The organism is Paraburkholderia sp. J11-2 (genome assembly GCF_905220185.1).
GTDB lineage: Bacteria > Pseudomonadota > Gammaproteobacteria > Burkholderiales > Burkholderiaceae > Paraburkholderia.
Genome location: NZ_CAJMYY010000035.1, coordinates 35606 through 57942 on the forward strand (window position 1 = coordinate 35606; position 22337 = coordinate 57942).

23 protein-coding genes are annotated in these 22337 nt (G+C 64.9%); 5 read left to right on the top strand and 18 right to left on the bottom strand.

The window, feature by feature from the left end; genetic code table 11:
* Positions 1-17 precede the first annotated feature (17 nt).
* The 4 genes from U5A57_RS35165 to U5A57_RS35180 are packed head-to-tail and all read right to left on the bottom strand — an operon-like array spanning position 18 to position 3525.
* On the bottom strand, positions 18-1112 hold the full coding sequence (locus U5A57_RS35165) for a WD40 repeat domain-containing protein (protein WP_321916274.1): 1095 nt from the start codon (positions 1110-1112) through the stop codon (positions 18-20).
* Positions 1109-2131: a GTP-binding protein gene (locus tag U5A57_RS35170; protein WP_321916275.1), complete on the bottom strand. Its 1023-nt coding sequence runs from the start codon at positions 2129-2131 to the stop codon at positions 1109-1111. The genes U5A57_RS35165 and U5A57_RS35170 overlap by 4 nt, the downstream gene beginning before the upstream one ends.
* Positions 2128-2439 (bottom strand): hypothetical protein, encoded by a 312-nt coding sequence (locus tag U5A57_RS35175; RefSeq protein ID WP_321916337.1) that lies wholly within the window; start codon positions 2437-2439, stop codon positions 2128-2130. Before U5A57_RS35175 ends, U5A57_RS35170 begins: the two co-directional genes overlap by 4 nt.
* 42 nt (positions 2440-2481) lie before the next feature.
* On the bottom strand, positions 2482-3525 hold the full coding sequence (locus U5A57_RS35180) for an NAD(P)-dependent alcohol dehydrogenase (RefSeq protein WP_321916276.1): 1044 nt from the start codon (positions 3523-3525) through the stop codon (positions 2482-2484).
* Positions 3526-3968: 443 nt separating this feature from the next.
* Between U5A57_RS35180 and U5A57_RS35185 the strand changes: the two genes are divergently transcribed.
* From U5A57_RS35185 to U5A57_RS35200, 4 genes are all read left to right on the top strand, one after another.
* Complete coding sequence (locus U5A57_RS35185; protein ID WP_321916277.1) at positions 3969-4367, top strand: VOC family protein; 399 nt, start codon at positions 3969-3971, stop codon at positions 4365-4367.
* Between the two features lie 57 nt (positions 4368-4424).
* Positions 4425-5042 carry a twin-arginine translocation signal domain-containing protein gene (locus tag U5A57_RS35190; RefSeq protein ID WP_321916278.1) on the top strand — a complete coding sequence of 206 codons (618 nt, stop codon included), beginning with the start codon at positions 4425-4427 and terminating at the stop codon, positions 5040-5042.
* A 16-nt stretch (positions 5043-5058) separates the two neighbouring features.
* The gene (locus U5A57_RS35195; protein ID WP_321916279.1) at positions 5059-6639 is read left to right on the top strand and encodes a GMC family oxidoreductase; all 1581 of its coding nucleotides are present in this window, start codon (positions 5059-5061) and stop codon (positions 6637-6639) included.
* A 119-nt stretch (positions 6640-6758) separates the two neighbouring features.
* Positions 6759-7097 (top strand): ribbon-helix-helix domain-containing protein, encoded by a 339-nt coding sequence (locus tag U5A57_RS35200; RefSeq protein ID WP_321916280.1) that lies wholly within the window; start codon positions 6759-6761, stop codon positions 7095-7097.
* 28 nt (positions 7098-7125) lie between these two features.
* Here U5A57_RS35200 and U5A57_RS35205 read toward each other — a convergent pair whose 3' ends face one another.
* Positions 7126-7260 carry a hypothetical protein gene (locus tag U5A57_RS35205; protein WP_321916281.1) on the bottom strand — a complete coding sequence of 45 codons (135 nt, stop codon included), beginning with the start codon at positions 7258-7260 and terminating at the stop codon, positions 7126-7128.
* Positions 7257-8036, bottom strand: coding sequence for an alpha/beta hydrolase (locus U5A57_RS35210; protein WP_321916282.1), 780 nt, complete (start codon positions 8034-8036; stop codon positions 7257-7259). Before U5A57_RS35210 ends, U5A57_RS35205 begins: the two co-directional genes overlap by 4 nt.
* 343 nt (positions 8037-8379) lie before the next feature.
* Here U5A57_RS35210 and U5A57_RS35215 point away from each other — a divergent pair, with 343 nt between their 5' ends.
* On the top strand, positions 8380-8733 hold the full coding sequence (locus tag U5A57_RS35215) for a DUF4148 domain-containing protein (RefSeq protein ID WP_321916283.1): 354 nt from the start codon (positions 8380-8382) through the stop codon (positions 8731-8733).
* 19 nt (positions 8734-8752) lie between these two features.
* Here the strand turns inward: U5A57_RS35215 and U5A57_RS35220 are convergent, their stop codons facing one another.
* The 12 genes from U5A57_RS35220 to ltnD all read right to left on the bottom strand — a co-directional run bounded on the left by U5A57_RS35220 (position 8753) and on the right by ltnD (position 22306).
* Positions 8753-10336, bottom strand: coding sequence for a TolC family protein (locus tag U5A57_RS35220; protein ID WP_321916284.1), 1584 nt, complete (start codon positions 10334-10336; stop codon positions 8753-8755).
* Entirely contained in the window at positions 10323-12344 is a 2022-nt protein-coding gene (locus U5A57_RS35225; protein ID WP_321916285.1) for an FUSC family protein, read from the bottom strand. The genes U5A57_RS35220 and U5A57_RS35225 overlap by 14 nt, the downstream gene beginning before the upstream one ends.
* Positions 12325-13377: a multidrug transporter subunit MdtN gene (mdtN, locus tag U5A57_RS35230; protein WP_321916286.1), complete on the bottom strand. Its 1053-nt coding sequence runs from the start codon at positions 13375-13377 to the stop codon at positions 12325-12327. The genes U5A57_RS35225 and mdtN overlap by 20 nt, the downstream gene beginning before the upstream one ends.
* Position 13378: 1 nt before the next feature.
* Positions 13379-13612: a hypothetical protein gene (locus tag U5A57_RS35235; RefSeq protein WP_415766357.1), complete on the bottom strand. Its 234-nt coding sequence runs from the start codon at positions 13610-13612 to the stop codon at positions 13379-13381.
* A 201-nt stretch (positions 13613-13813) separates the two neighbouring features.
* Entirely contained in the window at positions 13814-15220 is a 1407-nt protein-coding gene (locus U5A57_RS35240; RefSeq protein WP_321916288.1) for a heavy metal sensor histidine kinase, read from the bottom strand.
* Positions 15217-15894: a heavy metal response regulator transcription factor gene (locus U5A57_RS35245; protein WP_321916289.1), complete on the bottom strand. Its 678-nt coding sequence runs from the start codon at positions 15892-15894 to the stop codon at positions 15217-15219. Before U5A57_RS35245 ends, U5A57_RS35240 begins: the two co-directional genes overlap by 4 nt.
* Before the next feature lie 210 nt (positions 15895-16104).
* Positions 16105-17094 (bottom strand): D-erythronate dehydrogenase, encoded by a 990-nt coding sequence (gene denD, locus U5A57_RS35250; protein ID WP_321916290.1) that lies wholly within the window; start codon positions 17092-17094, stop codon positions 16105-16107.
* Positions 17095-17130: 36 nt separating this feature from the next.
* Complete coding sequence (otnI, locus tag U5A57_RS35255; protein ID WP_321916291.1) at positions 17131-17919, bottom strand: 2-oxo-tetronate isomerase; 789 nt, start codon at positions 17917-17919, stop codon at positions 17131-17133.
* 26 nt (positions 17920-17945) lie between these two features.
* The gene (locus tag U5A57_RS35260) at positions 17946-19283 is read right to left on the bottom strand and encodes an MFS transporter (RefSeq protein WP_321916292.1); all 1338 of its coding nucleotides are present in this window, start codon (positions 19281-19283) and stop codon (positions 17946-17948) included.
* Positions 19284-19417: 134 nt separating this feature from the next.
* Positions 19418-20074, bottom strand: coding sequence for an aldolase (locus U5A57_RS35265; protein ID WP_321916293.1), 657 nt, complete (start codon positions 20072-20074; stop codon positions 19418-19420).
* Positions 20071-21387 (bottom strand): 3-oxo-tetronate kinase, encoded by a 1317-nt coding sequence (otnK, locus tag U5A57_RS35270; protein WP_321916339.1) that lies wholly within the window; start codon positions 21385-21387, stop codon positions 20071-20073. The genes U5A57_RS35265 and otnK overlap by 4 nt, the downstream gene beginning before the upstream one ends.
* Positions 21388-21415: 28 nt before the next feature.
* Positions 21416-22306 carry an L-threonate dehydrogenase gene (ltnD, locus tag U5A57_RS35275; RefSeq protein WP_321916294.1) on the bottom strand — a complete coding sequence of 297 codons (891 nt, stop codon included), beginning with the start codon at positions 22304-22306 and terminating at the stop codon, positions 21416-21418.
* Between the last annotated feature and the right edge of the window lie 31 nt (positions 22307-22337).

Consider the following 22337-nt stretch of genomic DNA (forward strand, 5'->3'; position numbering starts at 1 on the left):
GAGGGAGCACTGCCGGCTTACCTGCGCCGTCCGAAGCGAAACAATTCTTCCGGCAGAAACACCAGCGCCAGCTCGCCCGCCTCGGTTCCCAGCGCGAGGCGCCGACCGTCCGGCGCCCAGGCGATCGCGCTTACGGCACGGTTGCCCGAACCCTTGATGAGCAAGATGTCGCTGCTGCCTGGCTGACACAGCAATACCTCGCCGCTGTGATACGCGACGGCTATGAGCGGATGAACGGGATGGCAGGCTGCGATGCTGACCGGCGTCTTGCCCGCGATACCGCATTCATGCGGCTCGTCATTGGCTCTGGGCGGATCGAAACGCCAGCACACCGCGCGCATGCCGCCGCTCGTGGCGAGAAAGCGGCCATCAGCGGAAAACGACAACGAACGCGGCTGCCCGGGGTAGCCGCCCATGTCGATGTCCGCGCCATCGGGCAGCCGCCAGCCGTGCAAGGCGTTTTCCTCCATGCCGGTCACGAGATAGCGGCCGTCCGGACTCCACACCACGTTGCGGTGATAGCCCGGCCACACAAGCTGACGCTCGCGCAGCGTGTCGGCCGCCCATAGCGTGACGCCGCCGTGATGCGAAATGGCCAAACGCTTACCCGCTGGGTCGAACGCCATGAAGGTCGCCGATCCCGGCAGCATCAGACACGCGGGTTTCGGTCCCAGCCAATGGACCCTGCGGCCGCTGGCATAGGCTCGGCCACCAAGCGGACTCGCCGCCACCCGGTCGATCCATGCCCCGGCCTCATGCGCGACGAGTTCGCTCGTGCCATCGAGCCGCAGATGGACGAGGCGTCCGTCGTCGCCACCGCTGAGGAATCCCCCACCGGGGTCGGCGGCAAGGGCCAGGCACGTGCCCTCGTGCACGCTGAAGCGCGCGAGCGGCGCAGGCGGCGCTTGCGCCTGCACGAACTCGACGCCGCCGCTCTCGCGTGGCTTGAGTCGAGGACCGCCCGGCCAGCCACCCGTGGCGAGCGCAAGCGTGCCGTCGCCCAGCGCGAATCCAGCGCATTGCCCCGACGTGTCCCACACGACATCGACGACAGGCGCGTCGCTTTGCCAGCGCGCCCCAAGCAGATCGATCAGAAATTGCGGCGCGTTCATGCGTCGATCTCGCAGTATCGAATGCTGTCGCGCAAGTCGCGCCGGTCGAGATGGCGGCCGATAAATACCAGGCGGCTATCGCGCGGCTCGCCGTCTCGCCACGGTCGATCGAAGGCGGTATCCATCGTCATGTGCACGCCCTGAAACACAAAGCGGCGCTCCGATCCGGCGAGATCGACAATACCCTTTGCACGCATCAGGTCCTGGCCTTGCTCGGCCACCAGTTGCTGCAGCCAGGAGAGAAAGCGTGTTCGTTCGAGCGGCCGCTCGACACGCAGCGATACGCTATCGATGCCGTGGCTATGGTGGCCTTGCTTGACAGTCGCGCCAGCGCGAAACGGCACCGCTCGATACGTCCGCTCGCCGCGCGGCGCATCGCTGCCTTCACCCGGCGACGCGACAAGCTGCAGGCGCTTGAGATCGAACGCGCCGCGATCGAGCAGCGCGGCAAGCGGGATTTCGCAGCGCACACTGGTCAACCATTCGGCAGTCGGATTGATGCGCCGCACGGCGTCCCGCACCGAAGCGAGACCCGCCGCATCGACAAGGTCGATCTTGTTGACCAGCACGATGTCGGCCTGCGCGAGCTGCTCCGCAGCCTCACGGCTGTCCGCGAGGCGCGCCGCCAGATGCGCCCCGTCGGCTACGCAGATCACGCTGTCAAGCCTCGTGCGCTGGCGGATCTCATCGTCGATAAAGAAGGTTTGCACCACCGGCGCGGGGTCGGCCAAACCGGAAGTCTCGATCAGAATCCCGTCGAAGCCATCCTTGCGCTTGACCAGCGACGACACCACGCGAATCAGATCGCCGCGCACCTTGCAGCAGACGCAGCCATTATTCAATTCGACGACCTCGTCCTCTGCGCCGACGACGAGGGCCCCGTCAATGCCGATGGCCCCGAACTCGTTGACGATCACCGCATAGCGCCGGCCGTGCTGCTCGCGCAGAATGCGATTGAGCAACGTGGTTTTGCCAGCGCCGAGAAAACCGGTGAGCACGGTAACCGGAATGCGGTTCATTGCCAGCCCCCTTGTGTGCCAGACGTCATTCGGCTGTCGAGGCGACCCAGTTCGCTTTCAAGCCGATCCCGCTCGGATTCGATCGCCCGCAACGCGCTTTCGGCCTCGCGAAAACGCCCGCGCAATTGCTCGATATGCGCCGCTCTTTCCGGTGAGGCGCCATCGCGCTCTTCGCAGGCGAGTGCGCATGCCAGTTCGATCTCTGCGCCCGCGCGTCGGCTTTCCCCGCGCAAATGGCGGGAATTCACTTCGGTTAGCGCAATGATCAAATGCATGCGCTCGAAAAGCGAGGCTGCGTCGCGCTCCATGGTCACGGCAATCTCCACGCTGAAGTCGTCCCGTCGAAACCGTTACGGAATCAACACCGCCCGCCCTTTGACCTTCCCGTGATGCAGATCCTTGAGCGCCTGGTTCGCCTCGCTCAAGCGATACTCCCGTGTGGACAGGTGGACGAGTCCACGATCGGCGAGCGCCATCAGTTCCACGAGTTCGGGATACGTGCCGACCAGATTGCCGACAATGGTCTTCTCGCTGGTGATCATGTCGATGGTCGGCAGTTCGATTTTTCCGCCATAACCCACGATGTAATAGAAGCCGCCGTTGCGCGTCATGGCGAGACCTTTGGCGATCGCGTCTCCTTCGCCAACAAAATCGATGACGGCTTCCGCGCCATTGCCACGGGTAAGTTCCAGGACGTGTTCGACTTCTTCTCCGCCGCCCTTGACCGTGTGATGCGCGCCGCATTCCTTCGCAAGCTGCAGCGCAACATCGGAGCGATCGACCACGATGATTTCAGCCGCGCAGAGTGCCTTTAAAACCTGAATGCCAATATGCCCCAGGCCTCCGGCGCCGATCACGACGGCAAACTGGCCAGGCAGCAAATGGCGCGAGGCTTTTTTTGCGGCGCGGTATGCGGTCAAGCCAGCGTCCGTATAAGGCGCAACGTCCTTCGGTGCGAGCGATTTCGGCAACTGGATCAGCGAGCGCTCGCCCGTTAGCAGATACTGCGCGTAGCCACCGTTCGCGTTGATACCGGGAAAGCGGCTGTCCGTGGCGTGCATATCGTCACCGCGCCGGCAAGCGAGACAATGTCCGCTCGTCACCAGCGGATGGCAGATGACCGGATCGCCCACCTTCACACTCTCCACGCCGCGCCCCACCTCTTCGACCCAGCCGGCATTTTCATGACCCATGATGTAGGGCAGCGCCACATCGACCTTGCTGCGCCAGATGCCTTCCACGACGTGCAGATCGGTGCGGCACACACCCGCACCGCCAATCCTCACGACGACATCGGTGGGCCGCACGATCTTGGGATCGTCCACCTCTTCGTAGCGCACGAATTCTTCGCGAGTCAGCGACTCGTCGTACTGATGCAGCACGGCAGCTTTCACTTTTTGTCTCCTCCGTTCATGAATGGCCGGACAATGCACGAGCCATCGGGGCTAGCGTTGTTGCGCACGTCGAGAGCCGGTTACGCAATGTCCATGCCAAAAGAAATAGAAAGCACCGAAGCCGTCCGCAGTCGATGCGCTGGCTTAGAGAAGATGTGTCACCTGCAGCGGCGAACCAGCGGACCACCCAGCGAACCCGCCGACCAACTGTCGCAAAATCGGACGCTCAACGAGCGTGAGGATCGACAGGGTGTCCGAAAATGAGACGCGCCCAGCGGAAAGTGCGTGCACGACGACGCCGAACGCAGTGGCATTCGAGGGTAAGTCCCGACACCGATTTAGCCGGCCATTACCTGCCATCCGTTCGCGCGCCTAAACTGACATCACTGCGCACAACGCAAGCCACCCGCAGTGGCCACCGCCGCAGACCGAGGAGACAACGCATGCCCAAGCTTGTTCACACGATGATTCGCGTGCAGGACCTGTCGCGCTCGCTCGACTTCTACGACAAGGTTTTCGACTTCAAGGTCTCGCACCGGCTCGACTTCCCCGATTTCACGCTCGCCTATTTGCGCAACGACGAGGCCGACACGGAAATCGAACTCACCTGGAACAAGGGACGCGCCGATCCGTATTCGCACGGCGACGGGTACGGCCATGTAGCCTTCGTCGTCGACGACGCAAAGGCCGATCGACAGCGCCTTCTCGACATGGGTCTAGCGCCAAACGACCTGCGCGAATTCCACGCGGACGACGGCTCGCTGATCGCCCGTTACTTCTTTATTCAGGACCCGGACGGCTACAAGATCGAAGTCCTGGAAAGGCATGGCCACTATCGCTAGCGGCCGTGCGCAGGGCCGCGTTTGTTTGATGGCATGAGACCAACACAGGAGACAACAATGAGCCCCACGATCATACCGATAGCGCACGAACCGGACGCTCACGCGGTGGAAAGCGGAATGCGCATCAAGCTCACACGGCGTGAGTTGCTCAAAGGCACAGGAGTCCTCACGGGCACGCTGGCGCTGACTTCCACGCTCGCGATGTTCGCGCCCAGCCGGGTCTGGGCCCTCGAACTCCAGGGCCTCGACACGCACCAGGGCGACGTCCTGCTCGCGTTCACGCGCCAGCTCTATCCGCACCCCACGCTCGACAATGCGGTCTACGCGCTCGTCGTCAAGGACCTCGACGCAAAGGCGCAAAAGGACCCCGCCGTGCGCAAGCAACTGGCCGATGGCGTAAAGCAGCTCGACGCGAGCGCCGGCGGCTCGGACTGGTCCAGGCGCGAGAGCGCGGCACAGGCGCGCGACGTCGCCGCGCTGGCGGGCACGCCTTTCTTCACTACGGTGCGCAGCACGGCAATCGTCTCGCTGTATAGCAACACGCTGGCTTACCAGCACTTCGGCTATGGGGCGGCCGAGGGCGACGGCGGCTACCTGTACAAAGGTTTCAACAACTTGTCCTGGCTGCCCAACCCCCCGGCCGACGAGAGCGGTCCGCTTCCCAAAGACAGTTGAGCACAGGAGACAAAACATGGATTTGAACCAGAAGCGCTTCCCGCTCAACGACAGCAACGTGGTGGTCGTCGTGGGCTCCGGCGCGGGCGGCGGCACGCTCGCGAACGAACTCGCCCAGAAAGGCATCGACGTTGTCGTGCTCGAAGCGGGCGCCATGCATACGCAGGCCGACTATGTGACCGACGAATGGGGCTCGTTCCAGTTGCTCTCATGGCTGGACAATCGCACGACCTCAGGCACGTGGCGCGTCGCCAAGGACTTCCCGAATCTGCCCGCGTGGATCTGCAAGACGGTGGGGGGCACGTCAACGCACTGGGCCGGCGCGAGCCTGCGAATCCAGCCGCACGAATTCAAGGCGCGCACGACCTATGGCGACATTCAAGGCGCGACGCTGCTCGACTGGCCGCTCACGCGCGAGGAACTCGACCCGTACTACGACCGCGCCGAGAAGAAGCTTGGCGTCACCCGCACCAACGGGCTGCCGGGCCTGCCGGGCAACAACAACTTCAAGGTGATGGCGGCGGGCGCGACGAAGGTCGGCTACACGCGATGCAACACAGGCCACATGGCGATCAACAGCGTGGTGCGCGACGATCGCAGTCACTGCTTCCAGCGTGGTTTCTGCTTTCAGGGCTGCCGCACCGGCGCGAAATGGTCGACGCTCTATACGGAACTGCCGCGCGGCCAGGCCACGGGCCATCTTGAACTGCGTACGCAAGCCCATGTGGTGCGCATCGAGCACGACACGCGAGGCAGAGCCACCGGTGTCGTCTATTACGACGCGCAGGGCAAGCTGCAACGCCAGAAAGCGCGCGTCGTGGCAGTCGCGGGCAACTCGATCGAGACGCCGCGCCTGCTGCTGAACTCGCATTCCGGAAAGTTTGCCAATGGCCTCGCCAATGCTTCCGGGCAGGTCGGGCGCAACTATATGCGGCACACAACGGGCTCCGTGTATGCGACGTTCGACCAGAAGGTGGACATGTACAAGGGCACGACAATGGCCGGCATCATCGAGGACGAGGCGAAGAACGATCCCAAACGCGGCTTTGTCGGCGGCTACCACATGGAAACCATCTCGCTCGGACTGCCGTTCTATGCCGCGTTCCTGAATCCAGGCGCCTGGGGACCGTCGTTTGCGCAAGCCATGGATCAGTACGCTTACACGGCCGGCATGTGGATCGTCGGTGAAGACATGCCGCGCGCCAACAATCGCGTGACGCTCAACGACAGCGTCAAGGATCAATACGGCCAGCCCGTCCCGAACGTCCATTTCGACGATCACCCGAACGACGAAGCCATGCGCGAGCATGCGTTCAAGCAGGGTTCCGCGGTGTACGAGGCGGTCGGCGCGAAGACGGTCTACCGCGTGCCGCCCTATCCTTCGACGCACAATCTCGGCACCTGCCGGATGAGCGCGAGGCCGGAGGATGGCGTGTGCAACGCGCATGGACAGACGCATGACGTGGCTAACCTGTTCGTGTCCGACGGCAGTCAGTTCACCACGGGCGCCGCCGAGAACCCGACGCTGACGATCGTCACGCTCGCGATCCGCCAGTCCGATTACATCGCAGGGCAAATGAAGCGCCGCGCGATTTGATGACAGGCGCCCCTTGGCTGGCAAACGCGGCTCGGGAGGGTTGCGTTTGCCAGCCAGGAAGCTTGCGCGTATGTTGGCAGGGCAAGACTTCTCCCCATGAAGACTGAAGGAGATCGAGCATGTGCAGAATCTACGTCAACGCAGACCCGATCCTCTACGAATCGCGCACGCGATCGTTGCGTATTCACGGCGTAATCACGACCGTGAGGCTGGAAAACCTGTTCTGGGATGTGCTGCAGGAAATCGCCGCGCGCGAAAACATGACGACGAGCCAATTCGCGGTCAAACTGTACGACGAACTGATTGCGCTGCGCGGCGAGCCGCCGACCAACTTCGCATCGTTTCTGCGGGTGTGCTGTTTGCGGTACCTGTCATTACGCTCCGCAAAGGAAGATGCGCCTGCAAGCCCGGCGATGCCGGGCAGCGACTTGCGGCCGCGCATTCTGAAAACGGTTTGAACCGGGCTTTGAGCCGGGACGTCCATTTTCATCGCGTCGAACGCAGGATGTCGAAACCCGGCACGCGCCAGTCGAGGTACTGCTCGCGCGGGCCGCACACCGTGACCGCCGCATACGGCCAGGCAAACCGGCGACACTGGCGATACTCGAGGCAAACCGTCATTGCGCCTGTTGCTGAGCCGCCTGTTCAATGAGCGCAGCCACTTCCTTCGGATGCGACTCATACACCGAGTGGCTCGCGCCATCGATTTCCACCGTCTGGGCGTGAGCGCGCTTCGCGTACATGCGCTCGAGGTCCGGGTTGATGATCTTGTCCGCCTTCGCGACCATATAAAACGTCGGTTTGATCTTCCAGGCCGGATCAGGGATCTGCGCAGCGAATACGCTTGCCGAAGTCGGCATTTGTTCGTGGGCTTCGAATTCGGCCTGAGCGATCGGAAGGTCGGCCGCGAAATCGCGCGGATAGTCCGCCGGGTTCAGATAAAGATAGTCGTCCGCCGTTTTCACGATGTCCTCGTGGGGCGTCGCGTTCGGATAACGCTTGCCATTCGAGACTTCGGTTTCGCCGGCATCGAGTGCATGAGCCGCAATGTAGACAAGCGACTTCACGTGCTCGTCGTTGCCCGCCTCGGTGATGATGGCGCCGCCGTAGCTATGGCCGACGAGCACGCACGGGCCGTCGAGGCTGTCGATAGCACGCTTCGTCGCTGTCACATCGTCCTTGAATGACGTGAGCGGCTCTTGCACGAGCGTCACGTTGTAGCCGTCCTTTGTGAGAATGTCGTACACCGGACGCCATCCGGCGCCACCCACGAAAGCGCCGTGCACGAGGACAACGTTCTTGATGGGCGCGGCTTGCGCCGTCGTCACGGCGCCAGCGACCAGACAAAGCGCGGCGGCTGCGTGTGCAATAGCGGAACGGAAAGTGGGCAAAGACATGGAAGCTCCCTGGAATGGCGTGAAGTGGATCAATCGATTAACAACACGGCCAGTCTAAAAAGCGGTCTCGAACGAGAGGGTTACCCAGTCATTACGAAAAAATGACGTCGCTGCATCGGTGAGTCGAATCAAAGGGCCGGAAGGCTTGTTATTTTCTTGTAACGACTCGGTAACCCTGCCGATCGAGGCGCCTCCCTACACTGCAACCACGCAGTCACGCTTTGCCTCGCTTAGCCAAGTTTCAAGTTGTCCCTCCTAAGCCTGTCTTCGCGTCCATGCACAGTCGATGCTGCGGCCTTCTTTCCCGACTCATCCGCTTTTCAGGTACATAGGAGTATTGATCATGTCCAAGCTTCTTCTCAGCGTTCTCGTTGCGGCTTCCGCCGTCGCCGTTCCGGCCTATAGCTTCGCGCAGTCCGCCCAACCCCTCACCCGCGCAGAAGTCCGTGCGGACCTCGTGCGCGTCGAGCAAGCCGGATACAGCCCGGGCCGCGGCGACGACATCAACTATCCGGCCGACATTCAGGCAGCCGAGGCCAAGGTCGCAGCGGGCCAATACGCACAAAATTCCGCGCAAACCGATATGGGTGGCGTATCGATGGCGAGTACCTCGGCTGCTGGCTCGCGCACGCGTATGCCTTCACAGTCCGACTGTGTTGGCCCAGCCAGCTTTTGCTCGGTCTTTTTCGGTAGTTGAGCCGGCGGGCGCGCTGTACCTAATGAGGCGGTGCACCCTCCAGTGACGGCGCACCGATCTCGCCCGTTGCCAGGGCGAGCGTCGCGGCAGCGGAAAGCGCGGCGCTGTAGCTGTCCGCATACGCGTTCTGCGCGGCGAGCAGCTGGTTCTGCGTGAGGAGCGCGTCGGTAATGGTGCCGACGCCGTGCCGGTACGCGGAGAATGCCGCGTCGTAGGTCGTCTGCGCGGCTTCGACCAGCGCCTTCGCGGCGTCGTTCGACGCGAGGCTCGTCGAAAGCCCGTTCTGCGCGGCCACGATCTGCCTGACGGCTTCCTGCTTCGTATGGGTCAGCTGCGCAGACGCACTGTCCGCGTCGTTGCGCGCCTGCATCAGCACGGCGGAACGCAAGCCGCCGTCGTATAAGGGAATCGTCACGCCGAGGAAGATGCTGCCGCTGCGGCGGCTGCCGTTCAGGTTCACCGTGGCCGCCTGATCGCCAACCGGCGGAATCGCGGTGATCGACGTCGTGCCGGTACCGTATGCGGCCGCGGCGGAGAGAAATATCTTCGGCATGAACGCCGATTCGGCGGCGCGGATCTTCGCCTGGTTGGCCTCCTCCAGCGCGTAGGCGCCCTGCACGTCCGGCCGCCGCGCAATCGCATCGGCGACGATTTCGTCGACGCTCTGATGCAGCGCCGGCGTGAGCGTGCGTGCCGGCAACGCAGCGATCTGAGGTTTCGACAACGGCGAAATGCCGAGCGCGGAGACGAGGCTCAGATAGCTGTCGCTCACGGCGCCGTCGGCCTGCACCTTCAGCAGATTGGCTTGTGCGCGGTTCTGCGTGGCCTGTGCGACCTCGACCACCGTGCCCACGCCCTGCTTTCGCCGGGCGCGCGCGGCGCTGAGAATGCCGTCCGCGTTGTCGAGCGCCTGCTGCGCGGTTTGCTCCCTCGTGCTGGCGGCTTCGTAGGCGTAGTACGCGATGCTCACCTCGTGGATCACGTGCTGGTGAACCGACGTGAACGCGACGTTCGCCGCCAGGGAAAGCTGCTTCGCCGCGTCGAGGCGCGCGCGCCGGCCACCGAAATCGAATAGCAGCCATTGCAGTGACAGCACCGAAACGGTGCCGTGAATGTTCGAGCTGGTCGAGGTGTTGCCGAGCAGCGGCGTCGACGTCGCGCCGCTCGCCGCCTCGTAGCCGCCCATGGCGGTGGCGGTAAGCTGCGGCAAATACGCGGTCTTCGCAACGCCCGCCGCGAGCGCCGCGTTGCGTGCGTCGTTCCAGGCGATGCGCGTGAGCGGGTTCGTGGACTCCGCGAGATCGATCAGCTCGGGCAGCGTGTACGCGTGGTTCGCATCGAACGCCGCGGCGGGTTCGATCGAGGCCAGCGCGGCGCTGCGCGGCAACGTGTAGCCAGCCTGCGCCGCGTCGCTGGCGTTACGTGGCGGGCCGGGCACGATGCTGCCGTCGGCGTCCGTCTGCGGCTGCCACGCTCGGTCCGCCGCGGGCGGCGCGAGATCGATCGACGACGTCGCGCAGCCCTCGAGGCCCGAGATAGCCAACGCGGCAGCCAACGTGGCAGTCAACGCGACAAGCCGGGGCATCGGTTCAGGGGCGCGCATCGGTCGTCGTCTCCCCGTCCGAAGCTGGGCGCGCGATGTCGGCGATCTGTCCAAATCGCTTCGCGATAACGTTGTGGAGTGCATCGAGTGCGGGGTCGGCCGTGCGGTCCTTTGCGGCCTCGGCGGCATGCTGTGGGGCCTGCAAGTGCGCGTCGTCGCCCGGTGCGAGACGCTGTGCGATTTCACCCAGCCGCGCTGCGCCCGCCCGTCCTGCCGCGAGGACCAGCGGCGCCTCCAGCGCCTCGAGCTCCGCGAGCGCGCGCCGCCGGCTCGCCACCCAGTCGGGCTCGGGGCGCACCCACGATGGCTCGTAGTGAATCAGGCCGAGATCCTGGCGCAGTCCGCCGTACTGGGCCAGCGCACCGCCCGCGAGCGCGCTGCGCGTCCGGGCGTCCGTTGCCTGCGCGATGCGGGTCCACTGCGCAACGAGCGCCTTGAGCGTTGCGTCGATGCGGCTCGCGATGCTCACGGGCCAGACGCGCGTAAAGACCAGATAGATCACGACGTTGCCGATCAGGATGCCGATCACGCGGTCGCGTGCGAGCGTGAGGTCGAACGCGGGCGCCGCGCCCTGGATCACGCACAGAAAGAACGCAAACGCGATCTGCATGCCCGCGTACGAGATCCGCGCCGACCCCATCGCCACCCATGCGGCGAGCCACGCGCCTGCGAACACCAGCGCCATCAATTCGCCCGCCGAGGTGAGACGCGGCGTCACGAACACGATCGCCGCCGTGCCGAGCAAAGCGCCAATGAGACAGCCCGTGATCCGCAGTGTCGACTTCTCGACGGTCTCGGCCGTGGTGTTGAGCGAGACCATATAGCAGGTGATGAAGCACGTATGAATGCCTTGCCAGTCGAGCTGCTGATACAGCACATAGCAGAACATCGCCGCCGCCGTGGTCTTCAGCGCATAGCGGACGTGATCGGGATTCGAAAAGGCATCGGCGTCGAAAAAGCCGCCGCGCGCGGGCGGTCCGGCGGTTTTCTCCTGAGCAGGCGCAGGAACCGGCGCCGCGGCGGCCTCAGCAGACGGCACCGCGAAGCCCTCCAGCGCGGCGCGCAGGTCGGCGAGCACGAGCGCCTGTAGCGCGGTTGCCTCAGGCACGTTTGGCACATCGAGCGTGACGTCCACAGGGTAGCCGCCCGCTTCGAGCATCGCGGCCATCTGCGTCATCGTTTCGGCAAGCTGCGCCGCGCACGCGTCGGGCAGACGCGCGCCGGGTTCGCTCGCCGCGAATTCCGTTGCGACCAGAATCGCCGTTGTGGACGCCGCTGCCTGGCGCAGCGGCGCAGCGTCGGCCGGCGCCAACGTGCCTTCGAGTTTCGAGAGCTTGAGCCACGCGAGGATCTGATGATCGCCCTCGCGCATGCACGCTTCGAATGCGGCGCGCTCCTCGTCCGTCGCCGCGTCCGTGAGGCGGCGCGCGGCGAGCTTCAGGCGCCGCGCAAGCTGCGAGGTGGCGAGCCGGCGCGGCGACGGCGCGCTCACGAGGTTCACGACGATCGCCACGCCAATCGGAATTGCGACCATCAGCCACGCGTACAACAGGCCGCGCGTGGCCGCTTCGCCGACCGGCGCGAGGCCAAGCTCGTCGAGCCCGAAGCCGACGATCATCGCAAGAATGGCGCCGATTGGCCGTAGCTTGCTCGCCGAGGTGGCGAATAGCAGTCCGAACGAGAGCAGCGCCATGCTCGCGACCCGCAGCGGCGGCTGGTCGATGGTGAGGATTGCGAAGATCATCACGATGCCGATGATCACCGTCACGATCAGCATCAAGGCGAACGACATGACGATGCTCGTCATACGGTCGGGCCGGTTCAGGAAGAACACGATATACACGGAAGTCGCGGCATCGGGCGTGGCGTAGCCGGTCGTCACGAGCACCGTGAGCGCGCAGATCAGCGCAATGCGCGTGACGATCGCGGCGCGCCCCGGAAACGGCGCGAGCAGCTTCGCGATTTCCCGCGGACCGGGCCGCCTGATGTCACCGGCAAGACTGGCCATGCCGGACCTCGACAATCGCGCTGGCGCCAATGCGCACCAGCTTGTTGACCGGCGCGTCGATGCGCACGCGAACCGGAAAACGTTGGGCCACGCGCACCCAGTTCACCGACTGCTGCACGTACGGCAGGCTGCGCGGCAGGTTCACGCGGTCCGTGTCCAGGATCCCGGCGCCGATGCCGATCACCTTGCCGCTCATCGGCTGCTTTCGGTCGATCATCGAGTACACGGTCGCGCAGTCGCCGACTTCGATCGCACCGAGCGCCGTCTCGCGAAAATTCGCCACCGCGAACCATTCGCCCGAATGCACCAGCGTGAAGATGGACTGGTTCGGCGCGACCGTCTCGCCCGCGAGGATCGTCAGGCCTGCCACGTAGCCGTCGAACGGCGCGCGCACGACCGTGTCGTCGAGCGCGCGCTGGGCGATCGCGAGCGCGGCCTCGCGCGCATGCAGGGCCGCTATGGCGTCGGCGTCGTCGCCTATCGTCTGCGCAGAAGCGCGCTGTTGCACCTGCGCCTGCGCGAGCGAAACGCTCGCATCGCGCTGCGCCACAACCGCCTGGTCGAGCTGCTGTGCTGAAACATAGCCTTGCGCTGCGAGCGGACGCAGCCGGTCGACGCTGCGCGTCGCGAGGTCGTAGTTGTGCGTGGCGCGGCGGGTCTGGTCGGCTGCGATGGTCGCGTTCGATGTTTCGCCGATCAGCGTGCGGCGGCGCGTGGCGAGCGAGGCGCGCGCCAGTTCGACTTCGGCCTGCGCCTGCGCAACGCCGAGCCGGTACGGCACCGGGTCGATTTCGAACAGCACGTCGCCTTTCGCGACATGCTGGTTCTCCTCCACGGGAACGCGGATGATCCGGCCGCCCACGGGCGACGCGACGTGAACGACGTCCGCGTCGATGGACGCGTCGTCGGTGGACGGATCGCGCGACGAGCGATCGTACGCGTACCAGAGTGCCGCCGCGCCGAGCAGGACGATCACGGCCGCTATGGCGCGGCCCTTCCATGCATGTCGAGGATTCTGGCCGGCCATTTTCATGTCAGAGCTGCCCCGTTCCCCACAGCCAGGCCAGCACCCCGACGACGATGCCGATCGAGGTACACACGGAAAGCTGGTACGGCACCCGGCGAACCCAGCCGGTCCCGACGAACACGCGATGCGCGACGATCGCGCCCACGACGCCGATCACGGCGCTCACGAGCCAGTACGGAAAGTACGCGCCGAAGAGCGACCAGGACGGCGCGCCGCGGGCCACGCAACCCGCAAGCGGCATGAAAGCCAGGCATGAACAAACGACAGCGCATCTGGGCCATGTACGTTGTTTCATCGCTTATTCGATGCTTCGTGACTGGAATACATGCTGAATTCCACTCGTACGAACAACCCATGCGCGCACCGATGGGTTGCGTCCCGCATTCCCGATTCAAGGCAGCCCATCATAGCGCGGTTTGCCGCACCGCCGCCCATGGGGTGCTTATCGGCCCCGCTGCTCGCGCTGCCGCGGGAACACGAGCGTAAAGCGCGTCACGCCGTTGCTGCTCGACGCGCGCCACGCGCCGCCGTGCAGCTGCATGATGCTGCGCACGATCGAAAGCCCGAGCCCGCTCGACTCCGATGAGCGATGTCGCGACGGATCGGCCCGGTAGAAGCGATCGAAAATCCGTTCGAGATGATGCGGCTCGATCGTCGGCCCGCGGTTCTCGACATGCAGCGTCGTGGCCTCCGGTCCCTGATCCGCCACGGTCGAGATTGCCGAGCCCGGTTCCGCATACCGCAAGGCATTCGCAAGCAAATTCCCCAGCGCGCGGCGCAGCAGATCCGGGTCCGCGCACACGTCGCCCTCGCCGCGCCACTCGAGGCTCACGTTGCGGTCCTCCGCGAGACCTTCGAAGTACTCCTGCATACGCTCGAATTCCACGGCGAGCGGCAACGCCTTGCGCTCGATAGCGTTGTCGGCCTGCTCGGTGCGCGCCAGAAAAAGCATGTTGTCGATCATCTTCGACAGGCGCTGCAGTTCCTCGTAATTCGAGCCGAGCAACCGCTGGTAGTACACGGTGTCGCGCGTCTGGCTCAGGCCGACTTCGGTCTGCCCCAACAGGTTGCCAATTGGCGTGCGCAGGTCGTGCGCCATGTCCGCCGACACTTGCTTTAACTGCGTGAACCCGCGTTCGAGCCGGTCGAGCATGCCGTTGAACGCGGCGATCAGGGCGTCGAGTTCGGGGGGCGCAGCGCGCTGCTCGATGCGCGTCGACAGCGTGCTGATGCCGATCGCCCCGGTTTGCGCGGCGAGCACGCGCAATGGCTGCATATTGCGGCGCGCGACGACGAAAGCGAGCAAGGCGGCGATGGTCGCGCCAGCGGAGGCGAATAGCAGTATCCGGTTGCGGTAGGCCCGCAACAACAGCGTGCGCTCGGTCAGCAGGCGGCCTGAGAGGATCTGCAGATCCTGCTTCCCGGCTGCGTCGTGCGCCGCGGCGGCGACGTAGATGAACGGCGTTCCATCGGCCGCAAGCGTATGGCGGACGGCGCCGAGCGTGAGTGGCGCGTCCACCGGCACAGGCGTCACGTCGGGCACCGCCCTGTGCCCCGGATTCACCGTAATGAGCGGCGCCTCACCCGGAAAGCCCACGATCAGCAGCGATTCCGTATTGCCGAGCATGTTCGCGAAGAGATGAGGCTTGTCCCGAATCAGCTCGCGCACGTCGACATCGTTCATGAGCGTGCGAAGCTGGTCCACCCGCGTCACCAGCGCCGCGTCGTCGCGCACACTCAGTTGCTGCTCCAGGCCGCGGTATAGCAAAGCGCCGAGCAAAGCCATCGCCGTAAATACGATGAGTGCGTACAACAACGCAAGGCGCGTGGTGAGCGAAAGCCGCATCATGCTTCGTACTCGAAACGGTACCCCACACCGTGTATCGTATGAATCAGGCGAACGGTGAAAGGGTCGTCGATCTTCTGCCGCAGCCGGCGCACCGCGACATCGACCACGTTGCTATCGCTGTCGAAATTCATGTCCCACACGCGCGAAGCGATCAGGGCGCGCGAGAGCACCTGGCCTTGATGCTCCAGAAAGAACGCCAGCAGGTTGAATTCCTTGTTGGTGAGCGTAAGGCGCACGCCGCCCCGGTCGACGCGCCGCTTCGGCACATCCACGCGCAGATCCCCGACTTCGAAGACCTGTTCATCCGGTTTTTGCGGCTGACCGCGCCGCAATATGATGCGGATGCGTGCGAGCAGCTCGGCAAACGAGAATGGCTTGACGAGATAATCGTCGGCGCCGAGATCGAGGCCCTTCAGGCGGTCTTCGAGCGTGCCGCGCGCGCTCAGGAACAACACCGGCGTTTTGGTGCGTGCGCCGAGCTTCTTCATGACGGTCCAGCCGTCCATCTCCGGCATCATCACGTCGAGCAGGATCAGGTCGTAGCCCATTTCCTGCGCAAGGTGCAGGCCGTCGATGCCGTTCGTGGCGACGTCCACCACGTAACCGGCTTCCGTCAAGCCGTTCTGGATGTACTCGCTGGTCTTCGCTTCGTCTTCGATGACGAGGATTTTCATGGCGTCCGATCCCTGCACGTTGATGCGCGTGTCACTGATTCTGTGCTCGTTTGCGCCCTTATACCAGCCGGGCATGCTTGCAGTCTAAGCAGTGTGCGCTAACAGGGCCGTTACCCAATCATTACAAGGAAATGACAAAACGCCGCCGTCGCAAACACTCAGGTCTGCGACGGCGGCGTGTGCTATTTCCTGCGCGACAAGCGCGCGTCATCAATGCTGCGGAATCTTCCCACCGAGTTCATCGTCGACGAACGCGCGGACGATATCCTTGAACGACGCATCGCCTTGCAGGCCGAGCTGCGTTGCGCGCGCGATGTCCCATTGCGCGGGCCAGCTGCCGACAATCTTCTCGACACGCTCGTCCGCCTGCCATTCGATCCGTGCCGCGACGGCTTCGCCCGCCACTTCGCGCAGGGCGGCGATCATCTCGTCGACCGTCACCGACACGCCCGGCAGGTTCACCGTGCGCCGGTTGCCGAGCGCCGCGCCGTCGATCTCGCAGCCCGCGGTCAGGCATTCGATCGCCTTGCGCGGCGACAGCAGCCACAGCCGCGTCGAGCCGCCCACCGGGCACACGGCCGGCTGCCCGTTCAGCGGCTCGCGAATGATGCCGCTGGCAAACGAGGACGCCGCCGCATTCGGCTTGCCCGGCCGCACGCTGATGGTCGGCAGGCGCAGCACGCGGCCATCGACGAAACCGCGCCGCGAGAAGTCGTTGAGCAGCAACTCGGCGACGGCCTTTTGCGCGCCATACGACGACTGCGGATTCAACGCGGTTTCATCGAGCACGACATCGGGCAGATCGCCGCCATAGACGGCGACCGAACTCGTGAACACCACACGCGGCCGATGCCCACGCTCGCGGCACACGTCGAGCAGCAGGCGCGACGCGTCGAGATTGATGCGCATGCCGAGATCGAAGTCCGCTTCCGCCTGGCCGCTAACGATCGCCGCGAGATGAAAAATCGCTGCCGTCCTGTCGTCGATCAGACGTTCGAGCACGCTGCGCTCGGCAATGTCGCCGACTTCGACACGCACGCGCGCGTCGTTCGGACCCGGCGCCGCGACGACGTCGAGCAACACCAGTTCGGTGATCGGCTCGCGCTGTCCGTGCGCGCCCGTTAGTTCGCCGCGCGCCAGCAGTTCGCGCGCGAGACGCTGGCCGAGAAATCCCGCTCCGCCCGTGATCAGTACTTTCATGTTGCTGTGGTTCCTCAGTGTGTCTTTCGAATGCGCTCAGGCGCGCGCCTTCACATACGGCCGGATCCATCCGAGCCCTTGCGACGTGCCCGCGCGCGGCCGGTATTCGCAGCCGATCCAGCCCTCGTAGCCGAGTGCGTCGATCAGCGAGAACAGATACGGGTAGTTCACTTCGCCGATATCCGGCTCGTGCCGCTCGGGCACGCCTGCGATCTGGATATGCCCGATGCCCTTCATGTCGCGCTTGAGCTTGACGGCGAGATCGCCTTCGACGATCTGGCAGTGGTACAGATCGAACTGCACTTTCAGGTTCGGTGCGCCGACTTCCGCGCAGATCGCCTGCGCGTCGTCTTGCCGGTTCAGAAAGAAGCCGGGAATGTCGCGCGTATTGATCGGCTCGATAACGACGGTGATGCCGTCCGCTTCGGCCGCCTTCGCCGCATGCGCGAGATTCTTCAGATACACGTCGCGGTGCGCGGCGCGCGACTGCTCCGGCTTGATCAAACCGGCCATCACGTGCAGCTTGTCGTTGCCGAGCACGCGCGCGTAGTCGAGTGCCGTATCGACGCTGCGGCGAAACTCGTCTTCGCGGCCCGGCAACGACGCGATGCCGCGCTCGCCTGCCGCCCAGTCGCCCGGCGGCGCGTTGAAAAGCGCCTGCGTGAGGCCGTTTTCAGTCAGCCGCGCCTTGATGTCGGCGGCTGGAAACTCATAGGGGAACAGAAACTCCACGGCCTCGAAACCGTCGCGTGCGGCGGCGGCGAAACGATCGAGGAACGCGTGTTCGTTGTACATCATCGACAGATTGGCGGCGAAGCGTGGCATCGAAGCAACTCCTTAAATACGCGTGTTTAGCGGTTCACGAGCCGCGCGGGCGTCAGCCAGACGGCGAGCGCGCCGATCACGAGCATGGCGGCCAGCACATACATGCCGGACTGCGTGCTGTGCGTGAGATCCTTAAGATAGCCGATCATGTACGGGCTTGCGAAGCCCGCCAGATTGCCGATCGAATTGATGATCGCGATGCCCGCCGCCGCCGTCGCGCCGGACATGAACGCCGTGGGCAGCGACCAGAAGAGCGGCGCGCAGGTCAACACGCCCGCAGCCGCGATCGACAGGAACACAATCGACACGGCCGTGTTGTTCGCGAACGAAGCCGCGACCGTGAAGCCGACCGCGCCCGCAAGCGCCGGCCCGATCAGATGCCAGCGGCGCTCGCGGCGCTTGTCCGCGCTGTGGCCCATGACATTCATCACGACAATGGCAACGAGAAACGGAATCGCGCTCAGCAGGCCGATTTCGAACGCGCCCGTCACGCCCGTCGACTTCACGAGCGTCGGCATCCAGAACGTGAGCCCGTACTGGCCCGTGACGAACGCGAAATAGATCAGCGACATCCACCACGTGCGCGGGTCGCGGAACACCGCGCCAATCGAATGCGACTTCGCCTCTTCCTGCGGCTGCGCGGCGATTTCATCGGCGAGCAGTTGCTTTTCGCGCGGCGTCAGCCATTTCGCGCCGGCGATGCCGTTGTCGAGATACAGGATCGTCGCGATACCAATGGCGATCGCGGGTACCGCTTCGATCAGGAACATCCATTGCCAGCCCGCGAAGCCGTGATGGGAGTCGAAGGTCTGCATGATCCAGCCCGACAACGGATTGCCGAAAATGCCCGAAACCGGAATCGCCGACATGAACACCGCGATGATTTTCGCGCGGCGATGCGACGGGAACCAGTACGTGAGATACAGAATGACGCCCGGATAGAAACCGGCTTCGGCAAGACCGAGCAGGAAGCGCAGCACGTAGAACTGCGTTGGAGTCCGAACGAATACGAACACGGCGGAAAGCAGGCCCCACGTGATCATGATGCGCGCAATCCAGATGCGTGCGCCGAGCCGGTGCATCAGGATGTTGCTGGGCAGCTCGAAGAGAAAGTAACCGACGAAGAACACACCCGCGCCGAGACCGAATACCGTCTCGCTGAACGCGAGGTCCTGCGACATCTGCAGCTTTGCAAAGCCCACGTTGACGCGGTCCAGATACGCGACCACGTAGCACAGCATCAAAAATGGCACGATGCGCCAGAACACCTTGCCATAGGTGCGTTCGATTTCGGCCGCGCCGGGTTGCCCGGCTGCGGCGGCGGTGGATGCAGGGCGAACGGATGCCGCCTGATAGCTTGTCATGCGTTGTCTCCTTCGGGGTGGCGCTGGTTACAGGCCGTCCTCGTTGCGTCGGACGGCCCTCCGGCTTTCTGTCTAAGGTGGGTAATACGGAGCGTGCGCGTGGGTGCGCGGCAAGCTCGATGGGCTCGAACGCGCTACCAGCGCGCGCCGAAGACCGTGCGCAACTCCTCGAGCGCGGTGTCGCTGAGCGGCGCGGGACGCGGGTTCGTCATCAGCCACAAGCGCGCCGTCTCTTCGAGTTCTTCGATCACGTACGAAGCCTGCGAAACGGAGCGCTCCCAAACGACCGGCCCGAGCCGTTCGAGCAGCACGCCGCGCACGCTTTCTGCGAGCGAGGCGATTTGTTGCGCGACTTGCGGATCGCCGGGACGGCGGTAGCGAATCAGCGGAATGTGGCCGACTTTCATCACGTAGTACGGCGTGATGGGCGGCAGCACGTCGGCGTCGTTCCAGACGCCTGCGAGCGTGAGCGCGACCAGGTGCGTGGAATGCGTGTGCACGATACCGCGCGCTTCGCGGTTACGCTCGTACACGCCGCGATGCAGCGCCAGCGTTTTCGATGGCTTGCCGCCCGAAACCGCGTTGCCATTCAGGTCGACCTTCGCGATCTCCGCCGGATCGAGCCGGCCGAGGCAGGCGTCGGTCGGCGTGATGAGCCAGCCGTCGTCGAGCCGCGCGCTGATGTTGCCCGCGCTGCCGACCGTGTAACCGCGCGCGTACAGGCTTGCGCCCGTCACGCAGATTTCTTCGCGGACGCGGGCTTCGCCGCTCGTGTGAATGGCTGCCGTCATTGCGCGTCTCCGTCAAGCTGACGCAGCGCCTTCGCGAAGAAGTCGACCGCGCCGAAGTTGCCGGATTTGAGCGCGAGCGCAAGCGGCTCCCCGCCTATCGTGGCGGTGGCGGGCACGCCCGGATCGATCTGCTTGCCGATGCGCAGCATGTCGACGCCCAGCGCCTGCACCACTGCGCCCGAGGTCTCGCCACCGGCGACAACGAACTTGCGCACGCCGAGATCGCGCAGACCGCGCGCAATCGATGCGAGTGTGCGCTCGACCAGTTCGCCCGCCTGCGCGACGCCGAGTTCGCGCTGCGTCGCCTTCACTTCGTCGGGCGACGCCGTTGCGTAGATCAGCACGGGTTGCGGCTGCGCGGCGTTCATGTGCTCGCGTGCAAAGGCCAGCGCGTGTTCGACGACAGGCTCGCCGCGCGCCGCCGCGAGCGGATCGATGCGGAACGCGGGGCGCGTTTCGCGCCAGGCGGCCACCTGGGCATTCGTCGCCTTCGACGCACTGCCCGCCAGCACTGCCGACGCGCCGTCGATACGCGGCAGCTCGCCTGCGTTGGCGGCATCGGCGAGCAAACCGGCGCGGCGGAAATTCGCGGGCAGACCGAGCGCGACGCCCGAGCCGCCCGTGATCAGCGGCAGGTCCGCGCAGGCTTCGCCGAGCGTGTAGAGATCGGCGTCGGAGACCGCATCGGCAATCGCCATGCGCACGCCGTCGGCGCGCAACGTGTCGATTGAAGCCCGTACGGCTTGTGCGCCCTGCGCCACCGCGTCATAGCGTACGAGGCCGACTTTCGAGTGCGTCTGCCGTTGCAGCACGCGCACGAGGTTCGCGTCCGTCATCGGCGTGAGCGGATGATGCTCCATGCCCGACTCGTTCAGCAGCACGTCGCCGACGAACAGATGCCCGCGATAAATCGTGCGGCCGTTTTCCGGAAACGCGGGGCAAGCGATCGTGAATGGCGCGGTTCCGTCGATGCGCGACAGCGCGTCGAGCAGCGCGTCGGCCACGGGCCCAATGTTGCCTTTATCCGTCGAATCGAAGGTCGAGCAGTACTTGAAGAAGAACTGGCGGCAGCCTTGCGCGCGCAGCCATTCGAGCGCGGCCAGCGACTGCGCCACGGCGTCGGCGGCATCGATCGTGCGCGACTTCAGCGCGACCACGAGCGCATCGGCTTCGATGCGCGTGTCGGCGGCGGGCACGCCGATCGTCTGCACGGTGCGCATGCCGCCGCGCACCAGCATGTTCGCGAGATCGGTCGCGCCCGTGAAGTCGTCGGCGATGCAGCCGAGCAGCGGCTTGCTGGCGGAGGCGTTCAGGTTCGTCATGTCGTTGCGCCCTTCTCGCTTACCGCTTCGCCGGGACATCGATGCCCGGGAAAATCTTGATGACGGCGGAATCGTCTTCGCCGCCGTGGCCCGCCGTCGAGGCCATCATGAACATCTGATGCGCGGCCGCCGAGAGCGGCAGCGGAAACTTCGAGCGTCGCGCGGTATCGAGCACGAGGCCGAGATCCTTCACGAAGATGTCGACGGCCGACAGCGGCGTGTAGTCGCCGTTGAGAATGTGCGGCACGCGGTTCTCGAACATCCACGAGTTGCCGGCGCTATGCGTGATCACGTCGTAGAGCGCGTCGGGATCCACGCCTTCGCGAAGACCCAGCGCCATCGCCTCGGCGGCGGCGGCGATGTGCACGCCCGCGAGCAACTGGTTGATGATTTTCACCTTCGAGCCCGCGCCGTGCTGCTCGCCCAGCCGATACACCTTGCCCGCCATCGCGGCGAGCACGTCCTCGCACGCGGCATACGCGGCAGCGGGGCCGGACGTCATCATGGTCATTTCGCCCGACGCGGCGCGCGCCGCGCCGCCCGACACGGGGGCATCGAGCATGTGCAGGCCGGCCGCTTCCACGCGACGGCCGAGGTCAATGGCGAAGTCCGGCGCAACCGTTGCGCACGCAATCACCACGCCGCCCGGCTTCATCGACTTGACCGCGCCGTGCTCGCCGAACAGCACCGTTTCCGTTTGCGCGGCATTCACGACGAGCGTGACGACCACGTCGCACTGCGCGCCAAGCTCGGCAGGATTCGCGCAAGCCGTGCCGCCGTCGGCGACGAACTGGTCGAGCACTTCGCGGCGCACATCGCACGCATGGACATTGAAGCCGCCGCGCAGCAGCGAACGTGCGACACCCATGCCCATCGCACCCAGACCGATCACTCCGACATTTCTCGACATACCCTTTCCTCTACGAACAATGCAGCAGACA

Excerpts from the sequence above, each read along its gene's own strand:
- U5A57_RS35185 (WP_321916277.1), top strand. The coding sequence starts at position 3,969 with ATGCCCAAGCTTGTTCACACGATGATTCGCGTGCAGGACCTGTCGCGC.
- U5A57_RS35170 (WP_321916275.1), bottom strand. The coding sequence starts at position 2,131 with ATGAACCGCATTCCGGTTACCGTGCTCACCGGTTTTCTCGGCGCTGGC.
- U5A57_RS35165 (WP_321916274.1), bottom strand. The coding sequence starts at position 1,112 with ATGAACGCGCCGCAATTTCTGATCGATCTGCTTGGGGCGCGCTGGCAA.
- U5A57_RS35200 (WP_321916280.1), top strand. The coding sequence starts at position 6,759 with ATGTGCAGAATCTACGTCAACGCAGACCCGATCCTCTACGAATCGCGC.
- U5A57_RS35190 (WP_321916278.1), top strand. The coding sequence starts at position 4,425 with ATGAGCCCCACGATCATACCGATAGCGCACGAACCGGACGCTCACGCG.
- U5A57_RS35195 (WP_321916279.1), top strand. The coding sequence starts at position 5,059 with ATGGATTTGAACCAGAAGCGCTTCCCGCTCAACGACAGCAACGTGGTG.
- U5A57_RS35245 (WP_321916289.1), bottom strand. The coding sequence starts at position 15,894 with ATGAAAATCCTCGTCATCGAAGACGAAGCGAAGACCAGCGAGTACATC.
- U5A57_RS35215 (WP_321916283.1), top strand. The coding sequence starts at position 8,380 with ATGTCCAAGCTTCTTCTCAGCGTTCTCGTTGCGGCTTCCGCCGTCGCC.
- U5A57_RS35240 (WP_321916288.1), bottom strand. The coding sequence starts at position 15,220 with ATGATGCGGCTTTCGCTCACCACGCGCCTTGCGTTGTTGTACGCACTC.
- U5A57_RS35205 (WP_321916281.1), bottom strand. The coding sequence starts at position 7,260 with ATGACGGTTTGCCTCGAGTATCGCCAGTGTCGCCGGTTTGCCTGGCCG.
- U5A57_RS35175 (WP_321916337.1), bottom strand. The coding sequence starts at position 2,439 with ATGGAGCGCGACGCAGCCTCGCTTTTCGAGCGCATGCATTTGATCATT.
- U5A57_RS35235 (WP_415766357.1), bottom strand. The coding sequence starts at position 13,612 with ATGCCGCTTGCGGGTTGCGTGGCCCGCGGCGCGCCGTCCTGGTCGCTC.
- mdtN (WP_321916286.1), bottom strand. The coding sequence starts at position 13,377 with ATGAAAATGGCCGGCCAGAATCCTCGACATGCATGGAAGGGCCGCGCC.
- otnI (WP_321916291.1), bottom strand. The coding sequence starts at position 17,919 with ATGCCACGCTTCGCCGCCAATCTGTCGATGATGTACAACGAACACGCG.
- U5A57_RS35210 (WP_321916282.1), bottom strand. The coding sequence starts at position 8,036 with ATGTCTTTGCCCACTTTCCGTTCCGCTATTGCACACGCAGCCGCCGCG.
- U5A57_RS35220 (WP_321916284.1), bottom strand. The coding sequence starts at position 10,336 with ATGCGCGCCCCTGAACCGATGCCCCGGCTTGTCGCGTTGACTGCCACG.
- ltnD (WP_321916294.1), bottom strand. The coding sequence starts at position 22,306 with ATGTCGAGAAATGTCGGAGTGATCGGTCTGGGTGCGATGGGCATGGGT.
- U5A57_RS35265 (WP_321916293.1), bottom strand. The coding sequence starts at position 20,074 with ATGACGGCAGCCATTCACACGAGCGGCGAAGCCCGCGTCCGCGAAGAA.
- U5A57_RS35225 (WP_321916285.1), bottom strand. The coding sequence starts at position 12,344 with ATGGCCAGTCTTGCCGGTGACATCAGGCGGCCCGGTCCGCGGGAAATC.
- U5A57_RS35260 (WP_321916292.1), bottom strand. The coding sequence starts at position 19,283 with ATGACAAGCTATCAGGCGGCATCCGTTCGCCCTGCATCCACCGCCGCC.
- denD (WP_321916290.1), bottom strand. The coding sequence starts at position 17,094 with ATGAAAGTACTGATCACGGGCGGAGCGGGATTTCTCGGCCAGCGTCTC.